This is a genomic window from Kangiella geojedonensis (assembly GCF_000981765.1).
Classification (GTDB): Bacteria; Pseudomonadota; Gammaproteobacteria; order Enterobacterales; family Kangiellaceae; genus Kangiella; species Kangiella geojedonensis.
In genome coordinates, this window is the sequence record NZ_CP010975.1 from 1,635,087 (window position 1) to 1,655,979 (window position 20,893).

The 20,893-nt window shown below is 43.7% G+C and carries 26 protein-coding genes; 7 read left to right on the forward strand and 19 right to left on the reverse strand.

The window, feature by feature from the left end; all coding sequences use genetic code 11:
- Positions 1-2 precede the first annotated feature (2 nt).
- Positions 3-1,220 carry a tryptophan--tRNA ligase gene (locus tag TQ33_RS07300; protein ID WP_071841103.1) on the reverse strand — a complete coding sequence of 406 codons (1,218 nt, stop codon included), beginning with the start codon at positions 1,218-1,220 and terminating at the stop codon, positions 3-5.
- 186 nt (positions 1,221-1,406) lie between these two features.
- Between TQ33_RS07300 and TQ33_RS07305 the strand changes: the two genes are divergently transcribed.
- From TQ33_RS07305 to TQ33_RS07315, 3 genes are all read left to right on the forward strand, one after another.
- Complete coding sequence (locus TQ33_RS07305) at positions 1,407-1,820, forward strand: MarR family winged helix-turn-helix transcriptional regulator (protein ID WP_052735241.1); 414 nt, start codon at positions 1,407-1,409, stop codon at positions 1,818-1,820.
- Positions 1,821-1,902: 82 nt separating this feature from the next.
- Positions 1,903-2,265 (forward strand): DUF1428 domain-containing protein, encoded by a 363-nt coding sequence (locus TQ33_RS07310; RefSeq protein ID WP_046561470.1) that lies wholly within the window; start codon positions 1,903-1,905, stop codon positions 2,263-2,265.
- A 10-nt stretch (positions 2,266-2,275) separates the two neighbouring features.
- Complete coding sequence (locus tag TQ33_RS07315; RefSeq protein WP_046561471.1) at positions 2,276-2,755, forward strand: VOC family protein; 480 nt, start codon at positions 2,276-2,278, stop codon at positions 2,753-2,755.
- Positions 2,756-2,812: 57 nt separating this feature from the next.
- Here the strand turns inward: TQ33_RS07315 and TQ33_RS07320 are convergent, their stop codons facing one another.
- Together TQ33_RS07320 and TQ33_RS07325 are read right to left on the reverse strand one after the other, a co-directional pair.
- Positions 2,813-3,436, reverse strand: coding sequence for an L-threonylcarbamoyladenylate synthase (locus TQ33_RS07320; RefSeq protein ID WP_046561472.1), 624 nt, complete (start codon positions 3,434-3,436; stop codon positions 2,813-2,815).
- A gap of 19 nt (positions 3,437-3,455) precedes the next feature.
- Entirely contained in the window at positions 3,456-4,307 is an 852-nt protein-coding gene (locus TQ33_RS07325; protein ID WP_046561473.1) for a PHP domain-containing protein, read from the reverse strand.
- A gap of 107 nt (positions 4,308-4,414) precedes the next feature.
- On the opposite strand from TQ33_RS07325, the gene TQ33_RS07330 reads away from it, so the two are divergent.
- From TQ33_RS07330 to TQ33_RS07345, 4 genes are read left to right on the forward strand one after another with little or no spacing between them, the layout of a single operon-like run.
- Positions 4,415-4,978 carry an inner membrane-spanning protein YciB gene (locus TQ33_RS07330; RefSeq protein WP_084616945.1) on the forward strand — a complete coding sequence of 188 codons (564 nt, stop codon included), beginning with the start codon at positions 4,415-4,417 and terminating at the stop codon, positions 4,976-4,978.
- Positions 4,979-4,998: 20 nt separating this feature from the next.
- Complete coding sequence (locus TQ33_RS07335; RefSeq protein WP_046561475.1) at positions 4,999-5,298, forward strand: YciI family protein; 300 nt, start codon at positions 4,999-5,001, stop codon at positions 5,296-5,298.
- 11 nt (positions 5,299-5,309) lie between these two features.
- Complete coding sequence (locus tag TQ33_RS07340) at positions 5,310-5,588, forward strand: BolA family protein (protein WP_046561476.1); 279 nt, start codon at positions 5,310-5,312, stop codon at positions 5,586-5,588.
- Between the two features lie 6 nt (positions 5,589-5,594).
- Positions 5,595-6,296 (forward strand): hypothetical protein, encoded by a 702-nt coding sequence (locus TQ33_RS07345; protein ID WP_046561477.1) that lies wholly within the window; start codon positions 5,595-5,597, stop codon positions 6,294-6,296.
- Between the two features lie 2 nt (positions 6,297-6,298).
- Here TQ33_RS07345 and TQ33_RS07350 read toward each other — a convergent pair whose 3' ends face one another.
- The 16 genes from TQ33_RS07350 to eno all read right to left on the reverse strand — a co-directional run bounded on the left by TQ33_RS07350 (position 6,299) and on the right by eno (position 20,870).
- Complete coding sequence (locus tag TQ33_RS07350; RefSeq protein ID WP_046561478.1) at positions 6,299-7,315, reverse strand: peptidoglycan DD-metalloendopeptidase family protein; 1,017 nt, start codon at positions 7,313-7,315, stop codon at positions 6,299-6,301.
- Positions 7,316-7,383: 68 nt separating this feature from the next.
- Positions 7,384-7,971 (reverse strand): YqaA family protein, encoded by a 588-nt coding sequence (locus TQ33_RS07355; RefSeq protein ID WP_046561479.1) that lies wholly within the window; start codon positions 7,969-7,971, stop codon positions 7,384-7,386.
- On the reverse strand, positions 7,968-8,636 hold the full coding sequence (locus TQ33_RS07360) for a protein-L-isoaspartate(D-aspartate) O-methyltransferase (RefSeq protein ID WP_046561480.1): 669 nt from the start codon (positions 8,634-8,636) through the stop codon (positions 7,968-7,970). Before TQ33_RS07360 ends, TQ33_RS07355 begins: the two co-directional genes overlap by 4 nt.
- 16 nt (positions 8,637-8,652) lie before the next feature.
- Complete coding sequence (gene surE, locus TQ33_RS07365) at positions 8,653-9,405, reverse strand: 5'/3'-nucleotidase SurE (protein WP_046562375.1); 753 nt, start codon at positions 9,403-9,405, stop codon at positions 8,653-8,655.
- Positions 9,406-9,430: 25 nt separating this feature from the next.
- Positions 9,431-10,498, reverse strand: coding sequence for a tRNA pseudouridine(13) synthase TruD (gene truD, locus TQ33_RS07370; RefSeq protein WP_046561481.1), 1,068 nt, complete (start codon positions 10,496-10,498; stop codon positions 9,431-9,433).
- Entirely contained in the window at positions 10,495-10,974 is a 480-nt protein-coding gene (gene ispF, locus TQ33_RS07375; protein WP_046561482.1) for a 2-C-methyl-D-erythritol 2,4-cyclodiphosphate synthase, read from the reverse strand. The genes truD and ispF overlap by 4 nt, the downstream gene beginning before the upstream one ends.
- 20 nt (positions 10,975-10,994) lie before the next feature.
- Entirely contained in the window at positions 10,995-12,218 is a 1,224-nt protein-coding gene (gene hisD / locus TQ33_RS07380) for a histidinol dehydrogenase (protein ID WP_046561483.1), read from the reverse strand.
- A complete protein-coding gene (gene hisI, locus TQ33_RS07385; RefSeq protein ID WP_046561484.1) occupies positions 12,208-13,458 on the reverse strand; it encodes a phosphoribosyl-AMP cyclohydrolase in 1,251 nt (416 codons plus the stop codon). The genes hisD and hisI overlap by 11 nt, the downstream gene beginning before the upstream one ends.
- Before the next feature lie 19 nt (positions 13,459-13,477).
- Positions 13,478-14,260 carry an imidazole glycerol phosphate synthase subunit HisF gene (hisF, locus tag TQ33_RS07390; protein ID WP_046561485.1) on the reverse strand — a complete coding sequence of 261 codons (783 nt, stop codon included), beginning with the start codon at positions 14,258-14,260 and terminating at the stop codon, positions 13,478-13,480.
- A complete protein-coding gene (gene hisH, locus TQ33_RS07395) occupies positions 14,245-14,859 on the reverse strand; it encodes an imidazole glycerol phosphate synthase subunit HisH (RefSeq protein WP_228640070.1) in 615 nt (204 codons plus the stop codon). Before hisH ends, hisF begins: the two co-directional genes overlap by 16 nt.
- Positions 14,856-15,434 (reverse strand): imidazoleglycerol-phosphate dehydratase HisB, encoded by a 579-nt coding sequence (hisB, locus tag TQ33_RS07400; protein ID WP_046561486.1) that lies wholly within the window; start codon positions 15,432-15,434, stop codon positions 14,856-14,858. Before hisB ends, hisH begins: the two co-directional genes overlap by 4 nt.
- Positions 15,431-17,146, reverse strand: coding sequence for an aminotransferase class I/II-fold pyridoxal phosphate-dependent enzyme (locus TQ33_RS07405; protein ID WP_046561487.1), 1,716 nt, complete (start codon positions 17,144-17,146; stop codon positions 15,431-15,433). The genes hisB and TQ33_RS07405 overlap by 4 nt, the downstream gene beginning before the upstream one ends.
- Positions 17,143-17,991: an ATP phosphoribosyltransferase gene (hisG, locus tag TQ33_RS07410; RefSeq protein ID WP_046561488.1), complete on the reverse strand. Its 849-nt coding sequence runs from the start codon at positions 17,989-17,991 to the stop codon at positions 17,143-17,145. Before hisG ends, TQ33_RS07405 begins: the two co-directional genes overlap by 4 nt.
- A gap of 429 nt (positions 17,992-18,420) precedes the next feature.
- Positions 18,421-19,122, reverse strand: a complete 702-nt coding sequence (gene ispD / locus TQ33_RS07415; protein ID WP_046561489.1) for a 2-C-methyl-D-erythritol 4-phosphate cytidylyltransferase — start codon at positions 19,120-19,122, stop codon at positions 18,421-18,423.
- A 13-nt stretch (positions 19,123-19,135) separates the two neighbouring features.
- Complete coding sequence (gene ftsB / locus TQ33_RS07420; RefSeq protein ID WP_046561490.1) at positions 19,136-19,411, reverse strand: cell division protein FtsB; 276 nt, start codon at positions 19,409-19,411, stop codon at positions 19,136-19,138.
- A 175-nt stretch (positions 19,412-19,586) separates the two neighbouring features.
- Positions 19,587-20,870, reverse strand: coding sequence for a phosphopyruvate hydratase (gene eno / locus TQ33_RS07425; protein ID WP_046562377.1), 1,284 nt, complete (start codon positions 20,868-20,870; stop codon positions 19,587-19,589).
- Positions 20,871-20,893: the final 23 nt, after the last annotated feature.

Genomic DNA, 20,893 nt, shown 5'->3' on the forward strand with positions numbered 1-20,893 from the left:
GGCTACTTGTAGGAAAGTCCCATGGCTTGGCGTACATCGTCCATCGTTTCACGGGCAATGTCTCGCGCTCGGTCACAACCTTCCGAAACAATATTACGGATGATTTCAGGGCTTTCTTCGTACTCTTGGGCACGCTCTACAAATTGTTGCTGCTCCGCGCAAACACTATCGATTACTGGTTGCTTACACTCAACACAACCAATTCCTGCAGATGTACAGCCTTTTTGAACCCACTCCTTCACTTCTTCTGGAGAGTAAATTTTATGGAATTCCCACACTGGGCACTTTTCAGGGTTGCCCGGATCATCGCGACGAACACGCGCAGGGTCTGTTGGCATAGTACGGATTTTCTTTTCAACAGACTCTCGTGGTTCACGCATTGAAATTGCGTTGCCGTAAGACTTAGACATTTTTTGTCCGTCTAGCCCCGGCATTTTGGATACCGGTGTTAACAACGCTTTGGGTTCAGGCAAAATCACTTTACCCGCACCGTCCAAATATCCGTACAGACGCTCGCGATCATTCAATGAGATATTGGCTTGGCTTTCGACTAAAGCTTGAGCTGTTTCTAATGAAGACTGGTCGCCCTCTTCTTGGAATTTTTTACGTAAGCTATTGTAAAGTTTAGCATTCTTCTTACCCATCTTTTTAATAGCTTGAGTCACTTTCTCTTCAAAGCCCGGCTCTTTGCCATAGAAATGGTTAAAGCGTCTTGCTGCTTCACGAGTCATTTCAACATGCGGCACCTGATCGGCACCTACAGGCACATTACCAGCTTTATACACTAATATATCAGCCGCTTGCAGTAACGGGTAACCTAAGAAGCCATAGGTTGATAGATCTTTATTCTGTAGCTTCTCTTGCTGCTCTTTGTAGGTAGGAACTCGCTCTAACCAGCCTAGCGGCGTGGTCATAGACATCAATAAGTGTAGCTCAGCATGCTCAGGCACTTTGGACTGCACAAAAATAGTCGACGAACTCGGGTTAATACCGGCAGCTAGCCAGTCGATAACCGTGTCCCACACATAGCCCTCAATCTTTGAAGTATCATCATAGTTCGTGGTCAAGGCATGCCAATCAGCTACCATGAAAAAGCACTCATATTCATGTTGCATTTGTGCCCAATTTTTTAAAACCCCATGGTAATGCCCTAAATGTAATGGTCCCGTAGGACGCATGCCGGATAGAACGCGCTTTTGGCCAACTGATATAGAACTCAATGGATATCCTTTGAAGTAACTTTTTTAATAAATTTATAAGACTGTCCATTATAACGAGAACATTCCAAAACGCTATATTTCTGTATTTCAGCAGACTCAAATTCAACTAAACGACGACCTGATTGCAAATATTGATTATAAAACAATCAATTCTTGACATAAGCCAATATGTGTATATACACTTAAATGATGAATAATGCACTTAATAAGCAGCTTCCTGAGTTCTACGAGACTAAAGATTGCTACTGCTTAGAAGCTCGGCGACAAGCACGAGCAATAACTCGGTTATATGAAGAAAAGCTACGACCACACGGTCTGCGAGCCACACAATTTTCAGTGCTGGCGACTTTAAAGCTTAAAGGCCCTACACCAGTCACTGAGTTAGCTGACTTTTTAGTTCTTGAGCGCACAACCATGACGCGCAGTGCCGCAGTCATGGCGAAAAAAGGCTGGATTGAGCCAGCGACCACAGACGACGCACGTGTCAGAGCATGGCAATTAACATCGCAGGGCCACCAGAAATTAGCTGAAGCTTTCCCTGCTTGGAAGTCGGTGCAAGATGTACTTTCTAGCACAGGACCAACCGAAGATTCTGTATGAATATCAACTCAACGACAGCTAACGGATACAAAATCTGTAGTGGTATGTTGTTAACTTAAGGTCAAACATAAGGAGATCAACCATGTCATTCTATATTGATGGATATGTACTACCTGTACCGAACGATAAGCTCGATGAATACATCGAAATGGCCAAACGCGCTGGTGAAGTCTGGAAAGAATACGGAGCATTAAAAGTTGTCGAAGCCAAAGCCGACGACGTTCCCGAGGGAAAAGTCACATCGTTCGGTCAAAGTGTTCAGCTTAAAGAAGGCGAAACCGTCATCTTCTCATACATCCTTTATGAATCCCGCGAAGCGCGCGATGCCATTAACGAGAAGGTTATGCAAGATCCGCGCTTGGCTGACATGATGGATCCGAAAAATTTACCCTTTGATGGTATGCGGATGTTCTGGGGCGGCTTCACGCCAATCGTAGAACTATAGGAGATTTTCAATGAGTGATAAAAATATTGAGTTAAGGGCTCCCATCGCACACCTTGTTTGCGATCCTTGCTCTGAAGCTATCGAGTTTTATGTAAAAGCTTTCGGCGCTGAAGAGTTACAAAGGGTTCCGGGGCCAAATGGTGAAAAGATCATGCACGCCTGCTTAAAGATCGACGATGGCTATATTTTCCTAGTCGATGACTTCCCCGAGTTTAATCCAGAGGGTAAATCACAATCACCAAAGGCTCTGGGCGGAAGTCCTGTCACCATTCATCGCTATGTAGACAACTGCGATGATGCGTTTAAGCAAGCGATTGACACAGGGGCGACTGGTAAAATGGAGCCTCAAGATACTTTCTGGGGTGATCGTTACGCAGCCTTTGTTGATCCTTTCGGCCATAACTGGTCAATAGCACATCGAGTAAAAAATGTGAGCGATGAAGATCTTAAGAAAGCCATGAATGAAGAGTTTAGTGGTGAGAAGTGTTAGTGCAGTCCAAATAAGCGGTTAGTAAAAACACTAACCGCTTATTTGTTCACTCAATGTTTACTCAAAAGCCTCTGCGTCGCCAGCCCCTTGACGAACAACTTCTGGGTAACCGGAGGTTAGGTCAATGACCGTGGTAGGCTCATGGCCACAATAGCCACCATCAATCACCACATCAACACGTCCATTCAATATGTCATGAATCTCATACGGTTCTAGAATTTCACCGTCTTCTTGTTGAGGTAAAATTAAACTCGAACTCATGAGCGGTTCGCCTAAGTCTTCTAGCAAAGCTTGGGTAATCGGTGTTTCTGGAACACGAATACCGATAGTTTTCTTTTTAGGATGCTTTAAACGGTTTGGTACTTCGCCCGTAGCTCGAAGGATAAAGGTATATGGACCAGGCGTGTTATTTTTAATCAAACGAAATGCGGCATTATCGACCCGCGCATAAGTCGCTAATTCCGATAAATCACGGCACACCAGAGTAAAGTTATGTGACTTATCCAGATTACGGATCCGCCGAATTCGATCCAACGCAGTTTTATCCCCGATGTGACAGCCAAGCGCATAGCCTGAGTCCGTCGGGTAGGCCACTAAAGCACCCTGACGAATTTTGGCCACCACCTGACTAATCAGTCTTGGTTGCGGTGTTTCGTTATGAATTTCAATGAGTTGTGTCATATTTTTGTTCTTTCAGTTATTACTTATGGCTCCACGTAGGAGACTCCCAGACAGGGGTAACTTTTTCGGGTAAAGGCGCAAACTTACCCAGCAAAGCCCAAGGCTTATCGGGCGAATGAAAGTCTGAGCCTTGTGACGCATAAAGCTCGAACTGCTTGCTCCAATCCGCTAACAGATTCTTCTGTCCTGGATGGATATTAGGATAACATGTTTCAATTCCTAAACCGCCGAATGATTTAAATTGCTCAATCAAGCGCTTCAGTTTATTCGAGCCCATGCCATAGCGCGTTGGGTGGGCTAACACTGGAATGCCACCAGCTTGGCGAATCATGGCGACGGCATCTTCAAGATCAAACCATTCGTCTTTAACGTAAGCTTTGCCGCCCTTAGCAAGATACTTTTTGAAAGCATCTCCAAAGTTCTTAACTTCACCACGCTCAAGCAAGTACTGGGCAAGATGAGTCCGACAAACCATCGGCTGGCTATCGACTAAATACTCAATATCTGGCTGCGCGCCTTTTACGCCCGCCTCTTCTAATCGTTTCCCCATTTCGGCAGCTCTATCACGGCGCTTACTTTGGATTGTTTTCAAGAAACTCTGTAATCCAGCGTGCTCATGGTTAATTTGTAATCCGACAATATGAACCGTGTCTTGTCCTTTACTGTTCCAAGTAGCTGAAATTTCAACGCCTGGAACCACCGAAACATTATAGCTCGATGATAATTCAATAGCTTCGTCAACCGAATCAACCGAATCATGGTCAGTAATGGCTAATTCATCCACACCTCTCTCAGCAGCAAGCGTTAGAAGCTCTTTTGCTGTTAAGCTACCGTCTGAAGCAGTTGTGTGACTGTGTAAATCACGTAACATAGCGCTCACTAATCATTAATGATGAAAGTCGTTCAAATATTGTTACCGCTAGTTTGCCTACCTTTTGCTATAAGGTAAACTTAGCGAGCAATTTAATAGGTATTATTATGACGTTTCTTAAAGAGAATTACCCAATTATCGGCTTTATTGCGGCTTATTTATTAACCAAGAACCTGATCTTGGCCGCAGCCATCTGGAGTGGACTCACCCTCATACAGATGATTCTGCATTACTTCACTAAAAAAGAGGTGAAAACCAGCCATGTAGCGCTGTTTTTTGTCGGGCTGGCTTTAGTGGCCTTAGCATACTACTTTGATGATGATGACTTCATTAAGTGGAAAACCAGCATCGCAGTCTGGGCCGGCGCCTTGTTTATCCTGATTCGTCAGTTCGCATCGAAGAAATACGTGATACAAGATCTCACCAAGTCGAGCGGATTGATAAAAGACAGCGCACCTAAGTCGTTGTTAGCAAAAGTAAACGGGGTATGGGTGGTCACCTTAGCGCTATATGGTGGCTTAAACCTTTATGTTGCGTTTAATTTTAGTACCGACTTTTGGTTCTATTTCAAATTAATCAGCATGTTTGTTTTACTCTTTGGCTTACTTATTATTAGCATTGTTATGCTGAAAGATCATGTTCATCTCGACGAAGAACAGCCGAACCAGTAAGCCCACGATAGGAATTATTTATGCTTTATATGATTTACTCAGAAGACGTTGAAAATTCATTACCTCTTCGAGCAAAGGCTCGACCTGCTCATATTGATCGCCTTCAAGTGCTTAAAAATGAAGGCCGACTCATTTTGGCTGGCCCGCTTCCTGCTATTGATGCTAACGACCCTGCTGAGGCAGGTTTTACCGGCAGTTTGATTGTGGCTGAGTTTGAATCCTTAGAAGCCGCTAAAGCATGGGCTGACGCTGATCCCTATATTGAAGCTGGTGTTTACCAAAACGTTACCGTTAAACCCTACAAAAAAGTACTACCTTAAGGGCCAAAATCATGACTCAACAAGCTCCCGATAACTCTGCTCGTATCGAAAAAATGAATCAATTGATCGCTGATGCCTTACAGCCTGAACAGTTAGAAATCATCGATGACAGTCATAAACACATAGGCCACGCAGGCGCCAAAGGCGGCCTTGGTCACTTCACTGTCGTTATTAAAAGTGACGCCCTAGAAGGTAAGCGTATGATTCAACAGCACCGCATGATTTACGACGCACTCGGCGACATGATGCAGACCGATATTCATGCGCTAGCGATTAAGGTAATAAAGTAGGTTTAATTGAAACAACAAACCCTACAGATTGTACTTTTAGGCTTTTTTATAACAGCCCTAGCACTTGTGGCCTTTTATTTTGCAAAGCAACCTCACAATGTAGAAAAAAACCAACCGAATATCAAAGCTGTATTTATAGCAAAACATATGAGTACAAATTTTTATCAAAAATACGAAGGCTCATATGATGAAAAAGAGGAAAATTTTGATAAAGTCTTACCATTATTTCAATACAAAGGCTCACTCATTAAGCGAATTGAACACTCTAATAGCTGCGGGATACAAGAGTCTCGTTTCTTTAACAAAATACATTTAGGTGGTACTGAACAAAAACTTTACAATGTTTATACTCTAGGTGGGGAGTGGTGCGAACCATATTACCAGTCAAAAAAGGCTTTAGTAGAAGTCTTGAAAGATAAAGATGGCTGGCTTTTAGAAGCATACTTCACGGTAGAGAAAGACTCCATGGGAGAGCTGTTCATTGCTGATTTCACATTTGGCGAAGTGGCTGGGGTAAACCTAGACTCTCTCAAAACTTATCTTCTGGAGCCATATTACTTGGCTGATGAAAATGAAATTAGCCCGTTCCAGTTAAAGGAAAGCTTAGAGACTGGAGATATTGTAAAGGCTAATGGAAGAGTCTTTCTCAAAAAATCGGTATATATAAAAGAGCTGCAATCAGCTATCAGCGCCCAACAAAAGAATTGAGCTTACCTCTTAGGCAGGTATCTCAACGGATCAACTGGCTTACCTTTGAAGCGGATTTCGAAGTGGAGTTTTGGGATATCTGAATCTGTATTACCAATTTCAGCAATTTTCTGCCCAGCTTTGATGATTTCGTTTTCTTTTACTAATAAGCGCTTGTTGTGCGCATAAGCACTAATAAAATCATTGTTGTGCTTGACGATAATTAAGTTTCCATAGCCTCGCAAACCTCGCCCTGAGTAAACCACGAGACCGGGAGCTGCAGCCCTGACGGGTTCTCCCATATTACCGGCAATATCAATACCACGAGAGCCTTTTACGCCAGTGAACCGAGTAATAACCTTACCCATATTTGGCCACATCCAATACTTCACAGGTCTACTGGTATAGCTACTAGTCGTTGCAGGTTTGGCTTTTGGTTTCTTTTTTACAGGCTCAGCTTTCTTTGGGGTCGAAATGGTCTTCTTTGGCTTTGGCGTATTCTTTGCAGTGCTAGAGCTGGTATTAGTCGTTGGTTTATTATTAGGTTTGTTAGTACTTGTTACTGTCGGTCGCTCTACGGTGGTTACAGCCGTTCGGCTAACTTCTTGTACGCCACGGCGACTACTGACGACAGTGTTTGATGAGTTGTCGTTTTTTGCGATCTGCGAGGTATCCACTTGGCGATCGCTTTCGTATTGACGCGCTTTTTCAAGATCGAGTTTTTGGCCTGGGTAGATAGTGTAAGTAGCATCTATATTATTGGCTTCGGCTAACGTTTTGTAATCAAAGCCATACCGAAAAGCAATCGAATAAAGCGTATCTGCGGGCTTAACGATATAGAATTGTTGGCTGTTATCGACCTCGGTTGGAGGGTAAAAGCTATGGAGCTTGGCACCTTCGCCCGTCGCCTCTCGCTCTTCTACGGGCGCTAAACGAGGGTTACCGCACCCTTGCAATAAATACAGACCTAAAACAATCGCCACAATCCACAAGGACCGCACCGCCGAACGCTTTAAAATGTCTTTGGTCTCTTTTTGCATTTACGAGCTAATCCCTACGCAGAAGTTATTGTAAACTCAAGATATTGAAAGTTAAGGGTTATTTGCCATTAGTTTGAGACAGTATAAATAATATAGGCTAAAACACCTAATATCAGCACGCCCCAACCGATCCACTCTACATATTGACGCAATTTATGCTCCATTTGTTCCCCACCCCACTTCACTAATCCTCCAATAAGGAAGAATTGAGCACTTCGTGCAATGATAGAAGCAATCAGAAAAGGAACAAATGCCATCCCCAGCGCACCAGCGGTTAAGGTGAACATTTTATAGGGTACTGGTGAAAACCCAGCCACCAACACAACCCAGACTCCATATTCCGCAAACCAATCTAAGGCGCGGTTATAGGTACTTTCATAGCCCAGCTCGATAATCCAGGGCAGAACCCAAGACTCAAACGCAAAGGCACCGATGATGTAAGCAACAACACCACCTAGCACTGAGGTGGTAGCTGCGATAAAAGCAAGCCATAAAGCTCTATTTGGTTTAGCCAGCGCCATTGGCGCTAACATTACTGCGGTAGGAATTGGAAAGAAAATGGACTCGATGAAACTAATAAAACCCAAAATATAAACAGCATACTGATGACGCGCCCAACGCAGGCAAGCATCATACATTTTGGTAAAAATTTTCATCGAGCAACACCGCTGACTAAAGGCACAAATTTCACTTTTTCGATAAAGGTTTCTTCTATCTTAGCGCCCTTACGCTGAACCAGAATTAAATCTTGAGAAGATTCAGTCGATCCGACTGGAATCATCATACGACCACCGTCAGCAAGTTGGCTGACTAACCGCTCAGGAATACTCGGCGGCGCTGCAGTGACGATAATCCCATCAAATGGTGCATATTGATGCCAGCCATTGAATCCATCAGCAAATAAGTATTGGATATTATGTTGACCGATGCCAGTTAAGGTTTTGCGAGCCTGCATGTGTAGCGCCCGAATACGCTCTACGGTAAAAACCGTTTTAGCGACCTTGCCTAGAATAGAGGTTTGGTAACCACAACCTGTGCCGATTTCCAGCACCTTATTCATACTCCCCGTTTCCATCAGCATTTCGGTCATTCGTGCGACGATATAAGGTTGTGAGATAGTTTGCCCCATACCAATAGGAAGCGCCGTATCTTCGTAGGCTCTGTGCGATAAACCTTCGTCAATAAACAGGTGTCGAGGCGTTAACCCTATGATTTTTAATAGTTCTTCGTTCTTAATGCCTTCGGCTCTTAACCGCTCCACAAGGCGTGTGCGCGTCCGCGCAGATGTCATGCCAGTTCCCGAAATGTGTGTTGCATTCATATATTTATTATCTGTATTAGTTATCGATAGTTTTTAAAAAACCTTCAAGCTCGTCAAAACTATTGTAAGCCGTTAAATCAACATTAATTGGCGTTACCGAAACGTAGCCATTTAAAACCGCATGAAAATCAGTACCTTCCCCCACGTCTTGGCCTTCAGGCAGCGGTCCTAACCAATAAATCGGACGACCTTTTGGATCTTTATCGGGAATTATAGTATCAGCACGGTGACGATTTCCCAAGCGCGTTAATTTAATTCCTTTCAATTCGTCGTAAGGTACATCAGGAACATTAATATTTAAGACACGATTTTGCTCCATTGGGTGTGTCTCTAAGCCTTTGATAATGTTCACCGCAACTTTGGCTGCTGTTACATAGTGTTCACAATTATGCCCCACCAAAGACACGGCTACTGCAGGATAGCCCAGTGCGCGCCCTTCCATCGCGGCGGCGACAGTCCCTGAATACAAAGTATCATCGCCAAGATTGGCACCCGTATTAATCCCAGCAACCACCATATCTGGTGGCTCAGGCATAAGCTGATGCGTTCCTAAATGCACACAATCCGTCGGTGTACCTGTCACTGAGTAAAACCCACGTTCTGTTTCATTAACTCGTATCGGCTTGTCTAAAGTCAATGAATTACTGGCACCACTACGGTTTCTATCGGGCGCCACCGTGGTAACCTCCGCAATCTTTGACAAGTGGTCGAAAAGCGTACTTATTCCAGGTGCGAAGTGTCCATCATCGTTACTTAATAATATTTTCATACGACTCATTTAGTAATTTATGCATTTAAGGCGTCTTAGTCTCAACCAGCGAAACAATCTCTCGCAAAAAGCTGGTCGCAAAAGCACCTTTTGGTAAATCAAAAGATAAGGTTAACTCAGTGTCATTATGCCAGTTTGAAGTGACATTTTGAGGAAAACACAGCAAGGCTCTTCGTTCCTCATTAAACCGCTTATTAGCCAACTTCTCAATCAAGACCTGATACTTAGCCAAGCAATCGGACTCAAAGGTTAGCGCTTTATTCATAGGTTGCGGTCTTGAGCCAGCTAAAGGCGCTGTTAGCAAGATGTCATTGTCCGTATAGCGTGACTGCTCAGCGTCTAAGTCTTCAACCACAAAGCCTTTTTCTGAACCACTAAGCATGACAAAATCACCATCCAATAATGTAGCAGATAAGCCTTTGCTAATACGCTCTGATACCACATGGTTATATAAGAATGAACGAACTGCCGAGAACAATAAGCCCTGTAAGTTACGGTTTTTCAGCCTTTTATTCTTCATTAGCAAATCAATACCTCGAGTGAGGTTAGCTCCATCTCTGCCAAATCGTTGTTCACCGAAATAGTTGGGAAAACCCTCTGAAATGACGTTATCTAATCGCTTTTGAAAACTCTCCTTGTCTGCGTCGAGATCGCGCAGTCTGATATCAAAGTGGTTGAACTTAACAGCACCAATTCGTAGCTTTTTATCATGACGCCTAGAGTCTAGAACCGTTACTTCATCATCATTAAACTCGGACCAATTGATTTCTCTCAATAGCGGCAGTTGTACGCTGAACCACTGACGTGCAATGGCAAAACGATCTTTTTTGCCGGCATAGCCAATATCCGTCGGTTTCACCTCAGCAAAGCGCATCAGTTTTTGCACCACGATATCGGTATTAATGTTTTGCTTTTCGATATACAGGAAATGATGAGCACCTTCACCCGAAAGTTCGAAGCGTAAGTGCTCTTCTACCACAAAGTCACTCATCTTAGACTTGAAACGAGCAGTTGATAATGGTTTTCCGTGTAAGCGGCTCCATTCGTAACACTCAATGGCAGAGATGTCTGTTTCGTTTGTAAGGCTTATCATGAGGCTTGCTGCAAGAGGCATACCGCATGAACCGCAATACCTTCCTTCCGACCGACAAAGCCCAGCTTTTCAGTAGTGGTCGCTTTGACATTGACTTGAGAAAAGTCTGCATCACACACCGCGCATAAAACACCGCGCATGCCTTCTATCTTGTTCGCCATTTTTGGTCCCTGCGCAACAATAGTGACATCGAGATTGCCCAGCTGATAACCTTGCTCGACAACCAGTTTCATCACGGACTTAAGAAGCTCTTTACTATCCGCCCCAGCAAATTCGTCACTGGTATCTGGAAAATGATGTCCAATATCACCCTTTGCAATAGCACCGAGCAACGCATCGCAAACAGCATGAAGGACAACATCGCCATCAGAGTGAGCTAACAAGCCTTGCTCACCCTCAAATAATACACCGCCTAAGATTAACGGCTTATCACCACCAAACTTATGGACATCGTAACCGTGACCGATTCGAAACATAGTAAAACCCAGTTATTCAATTAACTCGATCTTACCGCCATACTCTTCTGATGCCAAACCAATTGCTCCGCTTCAGCAATTTTCTCGCCCATGGCCGATAATTTCTTCCTGCCTTCCTCGTGTACAGCCTGTACCGACTGAACCTTGAGAAAGCTCAATACGCTCAACCCACTAGAACGATTCGCAGTACCCATGGTTGGCAGTGTGTGATTAGGTCCAGAACAGTAATCACCATAAGCAACCGCACTATTCTCACCAACAAATAATGACCCAAAGTTTGACAGTAAATCCTGGTCAACCCGCTGATCGGCTAAGAGTAAGTGTTCAGGGGCATACTGATTACTGAAGTCGATTGCTTGCTCAACCGAATCAGCTTCAAGCAATATAATTTGCTTATCGTCGAGGAGTTTAGACAGCTCATCAGTAGCTCTTAATAACTTTTCCACTCCACTCAATAAATCCAAGCTGTCACTGACCAACAAACTTTGCGCTTGTGGGTCATGCTCCGCTTGAGCTGCCATATCGGCAATGACCCAATCTTGATTAACACTTTCATCAGCAAGTATAAGGAGTTCGCTAGGACCTGCCGCTGCATCAATCTGTATCTTCTGGTTTAACAACTGCTTAGCAGCGTTAACATACTGATTTCCTGGGCCAACCACCATTTGCACCGGCTCGAGGTCTTGGTAACCATAAGCCAGAGCACCAATTGCTTGTGCGCCACCGAGTTTTAGGAAAGCCGTCGCGCCAGCCAAGCTAGCCGCGGCTAAAATCGCAGGGTGATCAGAAGGTGAGCAAGCAATACGCTCACGACACCCTGCAAGTTTAGCCGGTATCAGCGTCATTAAAGCTGTAGAAATAAGTGGGAAGCGCCCCCCTGGAATATAAGCTCCAATACGCTCGATCGCTTGGTAGCGAAAACCAAATTCGCCACAGTCATCGACATAGGTGCTATCGACCAATTTATCCCGCTGGAATTGCGCAAAGGTTTCAATGCGACTAGCCGCCGCGACGATTGCTTCCAGCAACTCAGGCTCTAACCCATAATTGTCCGGTGATTTCAGTTCAATCCACTCTGGACTAAAGCCATCAAATTGTTGACTAAAAGCCTCAACCGCCGCATCACCTTGTGACTGAATCTGCTTCAGTAACTCACTGACCTTAGAAGCAGCATCACTGTGGCTGTTACTGCTCTCGCGTTGCCATGATTGGCAGTGCAAAATAGTCGAATTGTTAACCTGCATTTCGAGCTCCTAACTCACTGATGATTTCTTTGGCTGAAACGCCTTTCGCTTTAGCATTGACTAGCGCAAAGAAAATTAAGTCTGCTGCTTCCCAGCGAACTTCATCGTTATCTTGCGCCTCTATTAATTCCTGACACTCTTCATTCAGTTTCTCAACTTGCAGTGCTTCACTTGCAAAGAGTTTTTGTGTGAACGACTGAACGTTAACACCTTTTGATAAATCTTCTAATCGTTGCTCAAAAACGCGATCTAACGTATCTAGCGTGAACTCACGACTTTGTGTCGCAAAGCAACTGTAGCGCTCGAAGTGGCAGGCATTTCCCTGCTGTTTCACCTTAAATAATAAAGTATCGCCATCGCAATCATAATCGATGTTGACTAGTTTTTGCGTATTGCCACTGGTCAAGCCCTTTTGCCACAGCTCTTGACGCGAGCGACTATAATACACACCAGCCTTTTTATTGATGGCTTCTTGCAAAGACTCTTTTGTCGAATAAGCCAACATTAATACTTGTCCCGTTTCAGCGTCCTGTACGATGGTTGGCATCAATGGCGCTTTTTCGAAATCGACACAGCTCATTAACGCATCATCTAATTTTAAGCGTCCGGTATACACAGACATCCCAATTTGGCTATTCGAACCCAGTTTATTGATAAACTGAATATCTTCTAACGTTGTAATGCCACCAGCGACGGTCACGGGAATTTTAGAGGTTTTAACGACTTCTTTAATTCTTGCTTCGTCAATGCCACCCAACATGCCTTCTTTTTGCACTTGTGTGTACAAGAACTCTGAACAATTACCCTGAATCTCTTCAATCAAATCCAATACTTTTAAGGTATCGGTTGACTGCCAGCCGTGTGTAACCCAATCATCGCCTTTGGCATCAATCGCAAAAATCAGCTGCGAACTCGGTAGTTTTTTCACAAAATCCGAACGACACGAGGTTCCTAGAATGACTTTCTTTGCACCCGCTGACAAATACTCTCGTGCTGTATCATAGTCACGAATACCACCACCTACACGACATGGGTACTTTTTGATTAATTGCTTAATTAGCTCTTTATTGCTTCCACGCCCAAGCGCTGCGTCTAAGTCAATAATCGCCACTTCACCATAAAGACTGAAGCGCTCTAATAAGCCAAAGACATCTTCGTCTTCAACAATCTTTCTGTCAGGATTACCCTGCTCTAACTGAACTGCTTTACCGTCTAATAAATCAATACTGGGAATTAACATTTAAAACTCCTGATCTCGCTTAGCGAGTTAAAATTTGTTGTTGCTTAAGGGCTTTCTTAACGTCTTGCACGCTATACTCACCACGGTGGAACATGCCCGCAGCTAAAGCTGCATCACTGCCTGCTAAAAACGTATCCACAAAGTGTTGTTCGTTAGACGCACCGCCTGAAGCAATAACTTGAATATTGCGCTCTTTTGCCACTCGTGACATCAACTCATTATCGAAACCAATTCCCGTGCCATCGCGATGCATAGCCGTTAATAATATTTCGCCAGCACCACGCTCTTCCACTTCCTTGAACCAACCAAAAGCATCAACCTCTGTTCTGACGTGACCACCACTAACATAGACAGCATAGTCATCGGTTTCATCTTTGTTGACGTCGATGGCAACCACCACACACTGCGAGCCAAAACCTTCAGCAATCTGATTAATCAGCTGGGGATTTTTAACCGCCGCCGAGTTTAGCGCCACCTTATCTGCGCCCGCACTTAAAAACTGCTCAACATCTGCATAGCTGTTTAAGCCACCACCGACCGTAAACGGAATCGATAGGTTTTGCGCCACTCGCCTTACGGTATCTAAAGCGTTAGCTCTATTTTCCAGGGTCGCCTTAATATCTAGAAAGACAATTTCGTCAGCACCCTGCTCTTGATAGCGCAATGCTAACTCAACAGGATCGCCCATATCGGTCAACCCCTTAAAATTAACGCCTTTAACTACTCGTCCATTCGCCACATCAAGACAAACTATGACTCGTGGGATTAAGCCATTATTGACACTTTCTAATAGCTCAGACATTGTTTAATGACCTCCTCGCCGACATCGCCCGACTTTTCAGGGTGGAACTGAACTGCCCAAGCATTACCTTGATTGATCGCAGCGATAAACTGTTCTCCGTAAGTGACTGTAGCGGCTGTTACATCTGACTGCTTCACGCCATAACTATTGACAAAATAAACAATTTTTTCGTTTAAACCCTCATCGTCAGAACTTAGTTTTGACCACCCCACCATAGGCTGCTTAGGGCTGTTTAAGCGTTCAACCTTACCTTCAAATATTCCTAATCCCGCTACACCAGGATCCTCTTCAGATTGCTTAAACAAGACTTGCAAACCAACACAAATTCCTAAGAATGGCTTATCCGCCACAATCCAGTCCTTTATGGTTTCATCTAATCCCGTTGCTACTAACTGCTTCATCACCTGTCCAAATCGGCCTTGTCCTGGAACGACTAAAGCATCAACCGATTGATGGTTTATATCGTCAGGTTGATTAACTTGAACCGTTGAAAAACCAATACGTTTTAAGCAGGCATATAAACTAAACAAGTTCCCCGCCTTGGTATTTACAACACCAACCGTCATGGGCGCTGTTACTCGACTTGACGCTGTGTTCATAACATTCCCTTGGTGCTGTTATCGCGCTCACTAACCTGCAAGGCTTCACGCAAGGCGAAAGCTAAACCTTTAAAACTAGCTTCTATCAAGTGGTGATTGTTATCAAAGTATTCGGTCTTGATGTGCAACGTTATAGCGCTATTGATCGCAAAGGTATAAAAGAAGTGCTTCCACATCTCAGTACCAATACCGCCTAAACTTTCCCTCGAAAAAGGCAAGTCAGTGATCGAGTAAGCACGCCCACACACATCCACGGCAACCATTAACAAGCTCGCGTCCATCGGCAGCAAGCGTTGACCATAACGCACAATTTTCCCCTGCTGACGCCACGCCTGGTTAAAGGCCTGACCTAAACAGATAGCGACGTCCTCAATCAAGTGGTGATCGTCAACCTCTAAATCACCGGTTGACTTCAGTGTTAAATCCCAACCTGCGTGAGTGGCTAGCTGGTTAAGCATGTGATCAAAAAATGGTAATCCCGTATCAATCGATACCTGTTGCGACCCGTTAATATTAAGCGCCAGCTCAATAGTCGTCTCTTTCGTTTCACGATTTAAGGTGATGGTATTACTCATAACAACTCCTCTAATTCATTAACCGACTCAAGCACGAGATCAGCACCAAAGTCATATAAGCTCTCACTACCAATACCGATAGCTAGTGCCCTTGCTCCGTTGGCTGCCGCCATATCATCGGGCGTATCGCCCATCATCCAGCAATTTTCTTTACCGAAATAGCGCATTGCTTTTTCAACGCCCTCAGGGTTTGGTTTCGATTGGTTAACGTCGTCATCACTGATTACTAAGCACCCTTTGGCTCCCACAAGCTCAGCCCCTTCAATGGCTTCGTCTTTTGGGCGGCCCGTAACAATGGCAGTTTTGCGTGTTTTAGTCCCAGTAACAAACAAGCGTGTAGCAAAATCTCGACTGACAAAAGGCTTTTCTATTGTCTTGAAACCTTTCTGCGACGAGTTACCTTGGTAATATCTTTGAAAGACATCAACCACTTTGTCGAAGTCAACGCTTTCAGAAGCGACTAACTGTTCATTGGTTAAAGCCTCAGCCAATACCCAATCATTGTTATAACCGCCCTGACCACGCAATCGCTCAATATCCTTTTGAGTAATGGCTTTACCACTAAGCTCTTTGACCGTAGCTTTAATCGCTTCATCATAGCTTTGGCTGGTATCAATAAGAACACCATCCATATCAAAGCACAGTAATTCAGGTTTTAACGCCCAACAGAGGGCATTCAATAGAGGTTTCACGAAAAAAGGAATCGTTATGCGAATAGCTTGTATATCGGCACCTTTAACACTTAGTCCGGAAAGCTCTGTTTTAATCAAGATATTCCGCTTCTGGCAAGCAGCTTTAATCAAACGCAATTTGGCTTCACTTCCTTGTACAAAAACAAAGTTGGCACTGCTATCAACCACATCCAGTCCAGACGAACTTAACAATGTAGAGATTTGCTCGCGATTTTGAGCAATGGTTTGCGCATAATTACACACTTCTAAGCGAGCACTTTCACTGAACGCTTTTTTCGCCACTTCAATAGTGGGTGTGGGCAGATTGAACGGCATTGCCAATTGCGAAAACTGCGCCACTAACGTCTCCTGCCCCAGTAAATAACCACAGCGTATTCCCGCCAAACCGAATGCCTTTGATAAGGTACGCAAAATCACTAGGTTGTCAAAGCGCTTAATCAGCTCAAGGGTAACGTCTGTCTTGTTGCAGGCAAACTCGATATAAGCCTCATCAAGAAATACAGCCGCGCCTTTAGACTTAGCTAATTCACAGGCTTTAACGAGTTCATCATAAGGAATCAACTCACCAGTGGGATTATTAGGGCTGGTTAAAATTAATATTGATTTGTCGCTTACACAATCGAGCGCTGAAGTTAAATCAATACGCATATCGTCCAAAGGCTCAATTAATTCAATATCGCTTTTCCAAGTGTCTTTACCAACAAGATACTGGCTAAAAGCCGGCAGTGGCAAAATCAATTTGCGTTGTTGCAAGCAGGCTAACTTAAATAACAACTCAATCGATTCATCGCCACCATTAGTCAAGAGTAACTGCTTTTCAGACACACCATAGAATTGACTGGCTTGGGTTTGTAATCCCTGCTTATCAGGGTACTTCCACAAACACTCTGTAGATAGTGTTTCTTCGCTTAGCCAAAGAGGTCGGCTATCAGAGCGCTCATTAAAGTCTAGTTTCAGTGGATTAGCAGAGCTTCCGCCCGCAGCGTCTAACTCTAAAGAATTTTGATACAGAGGTTTCATAGTGCTTTCCGAATAGGTGTTTCAAGGATATCGGTTGCGCCAGCGCTGATAAGCTTAGGCAATAAATCTTTAATAAGCTTACGCTCAATTGCTGCTTTAATCGCGAAGCCATCAGCGTTATACAGTTCACTCACCGTTGGCGCACGCATCGCTGGTAACAAGTTCACCACTTGCTCAATCGTATCTTTGCCACAATTCATCTCTAGTAAAACACGCTTACGGCCATTCATCACACCGCGCATTAGCAACAATAAATTATCAATTTGTTCTTTCTTAGCTGGGTCTTTTAAAATCTCTTTGTTAGCAATAAATTGTGTCGAACTTTCGACCACCGTATCCACAATTTTTAATCGATTAGCTCGAATCGTGGAGCCTGTGCTGGTGTTATCAATAATCATATCGGCGTCTTCCGGCGGAAAGACTTCTGTCGCACCGTAGGCGCGCAGTAACTTAAAAGGTACTCCAAGCTTTGTCAGATAATCATTGGCAATCTTTTTATATTCTGATGCAACGATAATCTTTCGTTGCTTAACATCCTCCCAGTCCCACTCTTCTGGAATACAGGACACAAGCTTTACAGGGTTAAAACCCAAGTCTTCCAAAACTTCAACATCAGCTTCCTGCTCCATAATCCAGTCCATACCGGCGAAGCCAATGTCGTGTTGACCTAAAGCCACCATTTCTGGAATGTTTTGACTTTTCAATAGCTTAACCTCTATATCACAGCCATAGAGCTTTGGTCGGTAATTACGACTGTCACCAATAAGGGTTAATCCTACTTCCGATAACAACTCTGCTACCTTGTCGTAAAGCTTACCTTTTGGAATTACCATTTTTAACGTCATTGTATTTCTCCTAAGTATCAATATTTAAAATTTAAAAAGTCTGAAAACGAAAAAACCCGCTGTCCTTTCGGAGCAACGGGTTTGGAATTCTTTGCTGAGTTTTATTCAATCAAGTACAACTCATCCCACCGTCGCTCGCGCAGTGTATGATGGTGATGATGTAGTTGACTGATAATTCTCATAATTCTGTATCTTGATAATGTGTTAAGTAAAATTGTATCAATAAAACCGTTAATGCAAAAAAAAAGCCCCGCTCAATGGCGGGGCTTTATGAATTCTTTAATTGAAACTAGATTATTAAAGACAATAGCTCACCGCCAACACGTTTGCGTGATGGTGATGATGGTTCGATGTGTTTAATAATGTTTTCATAAGACGCATTAAAGCTTTATTTGCCCAAACTGTCAACCAGACTTTATGACGTTTTGGTTAAATACCGTGATTTAACCAAATCGAAGCTAAGAGTAAATCTTCCGGCTCTGTAATTTTAAGATTCTTTCTTGAGCCAATAACTAGCGCTGGATGATACCCCGAAAGTTCCATAGCTGAGGCCTCGTCTGTTACTGTATCGCCCTGCTCTAGAGCTTTTAATATCGAGTGTCGAAGCGCTTGTAACGGAAAAAACTGTGGTGTTTGAGCTAACCAAATACTATCCCGATCAATAGTCTTATCAATAGATTGACGAGCGTTAGCAATTTTAACAGTATCGATTGCCCCTATCGCTAAAATAGCGCCATCTGGTGAAGATTCCTTATTTTTAATCAGGTCATCAATATGGTTAGCGCTAAGACAGGGGCGAGCCGCATCATGAACCATCACCCAGTCACGGGTTACGTCATTACTGTCGGCAATATTATCGAGACCGGATAGCACTGAGTCGACACGGTTATCACCACCCTGCACAGTAATCACTCTGGGGTTATCTTTATAAGGTAAGTCAGCCCAATATTGGTCATTAGGATTAAGCGCCACAACCACCTTATGAATCTGAGAGTGCTCTAAAAAACGGTCTATTGCATACTCAAGGACCGTTTTATCTTCAATTTTTAGATATTGCTTCGGGATATCCGAATTCATGCGAGAGCCAATCCCAGCAGCTGGAATAACAGCCCAAATACGATCAGAGCTCATGACTATAACTCAACTAGTGACTATCCAAAATCCGGATAAAAACTTCGCCCTCTTTTATCATTCCCAATTGATAACGAGCGCGCTCTTCAATGGCATCCTCGCCATCACGTAAGTCAGTGATCTCGGCGACAATTTTCTGGTTTCTGATTTCAAGTTCTTTATTTTCTTGGCGAATTTGTTCAGAACGTTCGCGTTGATGCTTAATTTCACGAAAAGACGACTCCCCGAACCAGATTCGATATTGAAGTGTCGCAAAAATCACGACTAATGTAAGAGCCACCCATTTCATAAAATAAACAATACCCGAAAAGCCAGTTTAAATACAATAACGATTAAATTGCGATTCGTTACCACAAAGACCAAGTGCTGGTCCTATAACGGTTAAAGCCAGTGAAACTGATTAATATCTTATTGATATACAAGCAATAACACTGGCTATTTACCACAGGCTTCGCGCTGAAAGACTATTTCTTATAGTTAAACGCTGCGTTGCCTGGGTACGGAGCTTGACCGTTTAGTTCGCCTTCAATGCGCAATAACTGGTTATATTTTGCCACACGATCAGAGCGACATAAGGAACCAGTTTTAATTTGACCGGCCGCTGTCGCCACCGCTAAGTCGGCAATCGTTGTATCTTCAGTCTCACCGCTACGGTGTGAGATAACAGCGGTATAACCTGCCTTGTGCGCCATATCAATGGCCGCTAACGTTTCTGTTAAAGTACCGATTTGGTTCACTTTAATCAAAATCGAGTTAGCAATACCTTTATCAATACCTTCTTGAAGAATTTTGGTGTTTGTCACAAAAAGATCGTCACCTACCAGTTGACATTGATCACCAACTTTATCCGTTAGTGCTTTCCAGCCATCCCAGTCGCCTTCGTCCATACCATCTTCAATCGAAACGATTGGATAACGCTCTACCCAGTCCGCTAAATAGTCAGCAAACTCTTCTGAGCTTAAAACTTTATTTTCAGACGCTAAATGATACTTGCCGTCTTTGTAGAATTCACTCGACGCGATGTCTAGCGCTAGAGCAACGTCGTCACCCAGCTTGTAGCCAGCTTTATCAACCGCTTCAACGATTGCTTGGATGGCTTCTTCATTCGAGCCTAGATCTGGTGCAAAACCACCTTCGTCACCAACCGCCGTGTTTAAGCCTTTCGCTTGTAAGACTTTACGTAAGCTGTGGAAGATCTCAGCGCCCATACGTAAACCTTCTGAGAATGTCGGCGCGCCAACAGGCATGACCATGAACTCTTGGATATCAACGTTGTTATCTGCATGCTCACCACCGTTGATGATATTCATCATCGGTACTGGCATAGAATATTTACCATCGCGGTTAATGTGCGCATAAAGCGACTTACCAGAAGCTTGTGCAGCAGCTTTTGCATTAGCCAAAGACACCGCCAAAATAGAGTTCGCGCCAAGCTTTTCTTTATTTTCCGTTCCATCTAAATCAAGCATGATTTGATCAATGGCCGCTTGTTCTGAAGCATCTTTACCGACTAAAGCGTTTTTAATGTCATTGTTAACAAACTCAACAGCTTTTAATACGCCTTTACCTAAGTAACGCGACGCATCGCCGTCACGAAGTTCTAAAGCTTCGCGAGAACCTGTAGAAGCACCTGATGGAGAGCATGCAATGGCCTTAACGCCGTTCTCCAAAATAACTTCTGCTTCTACTGTTGGATTACCACGAGAATCTAGAACTTCACGTCCAATAACATTTTTGATCTTCAAAATCACACCCTCTATCTTCAAAGTGA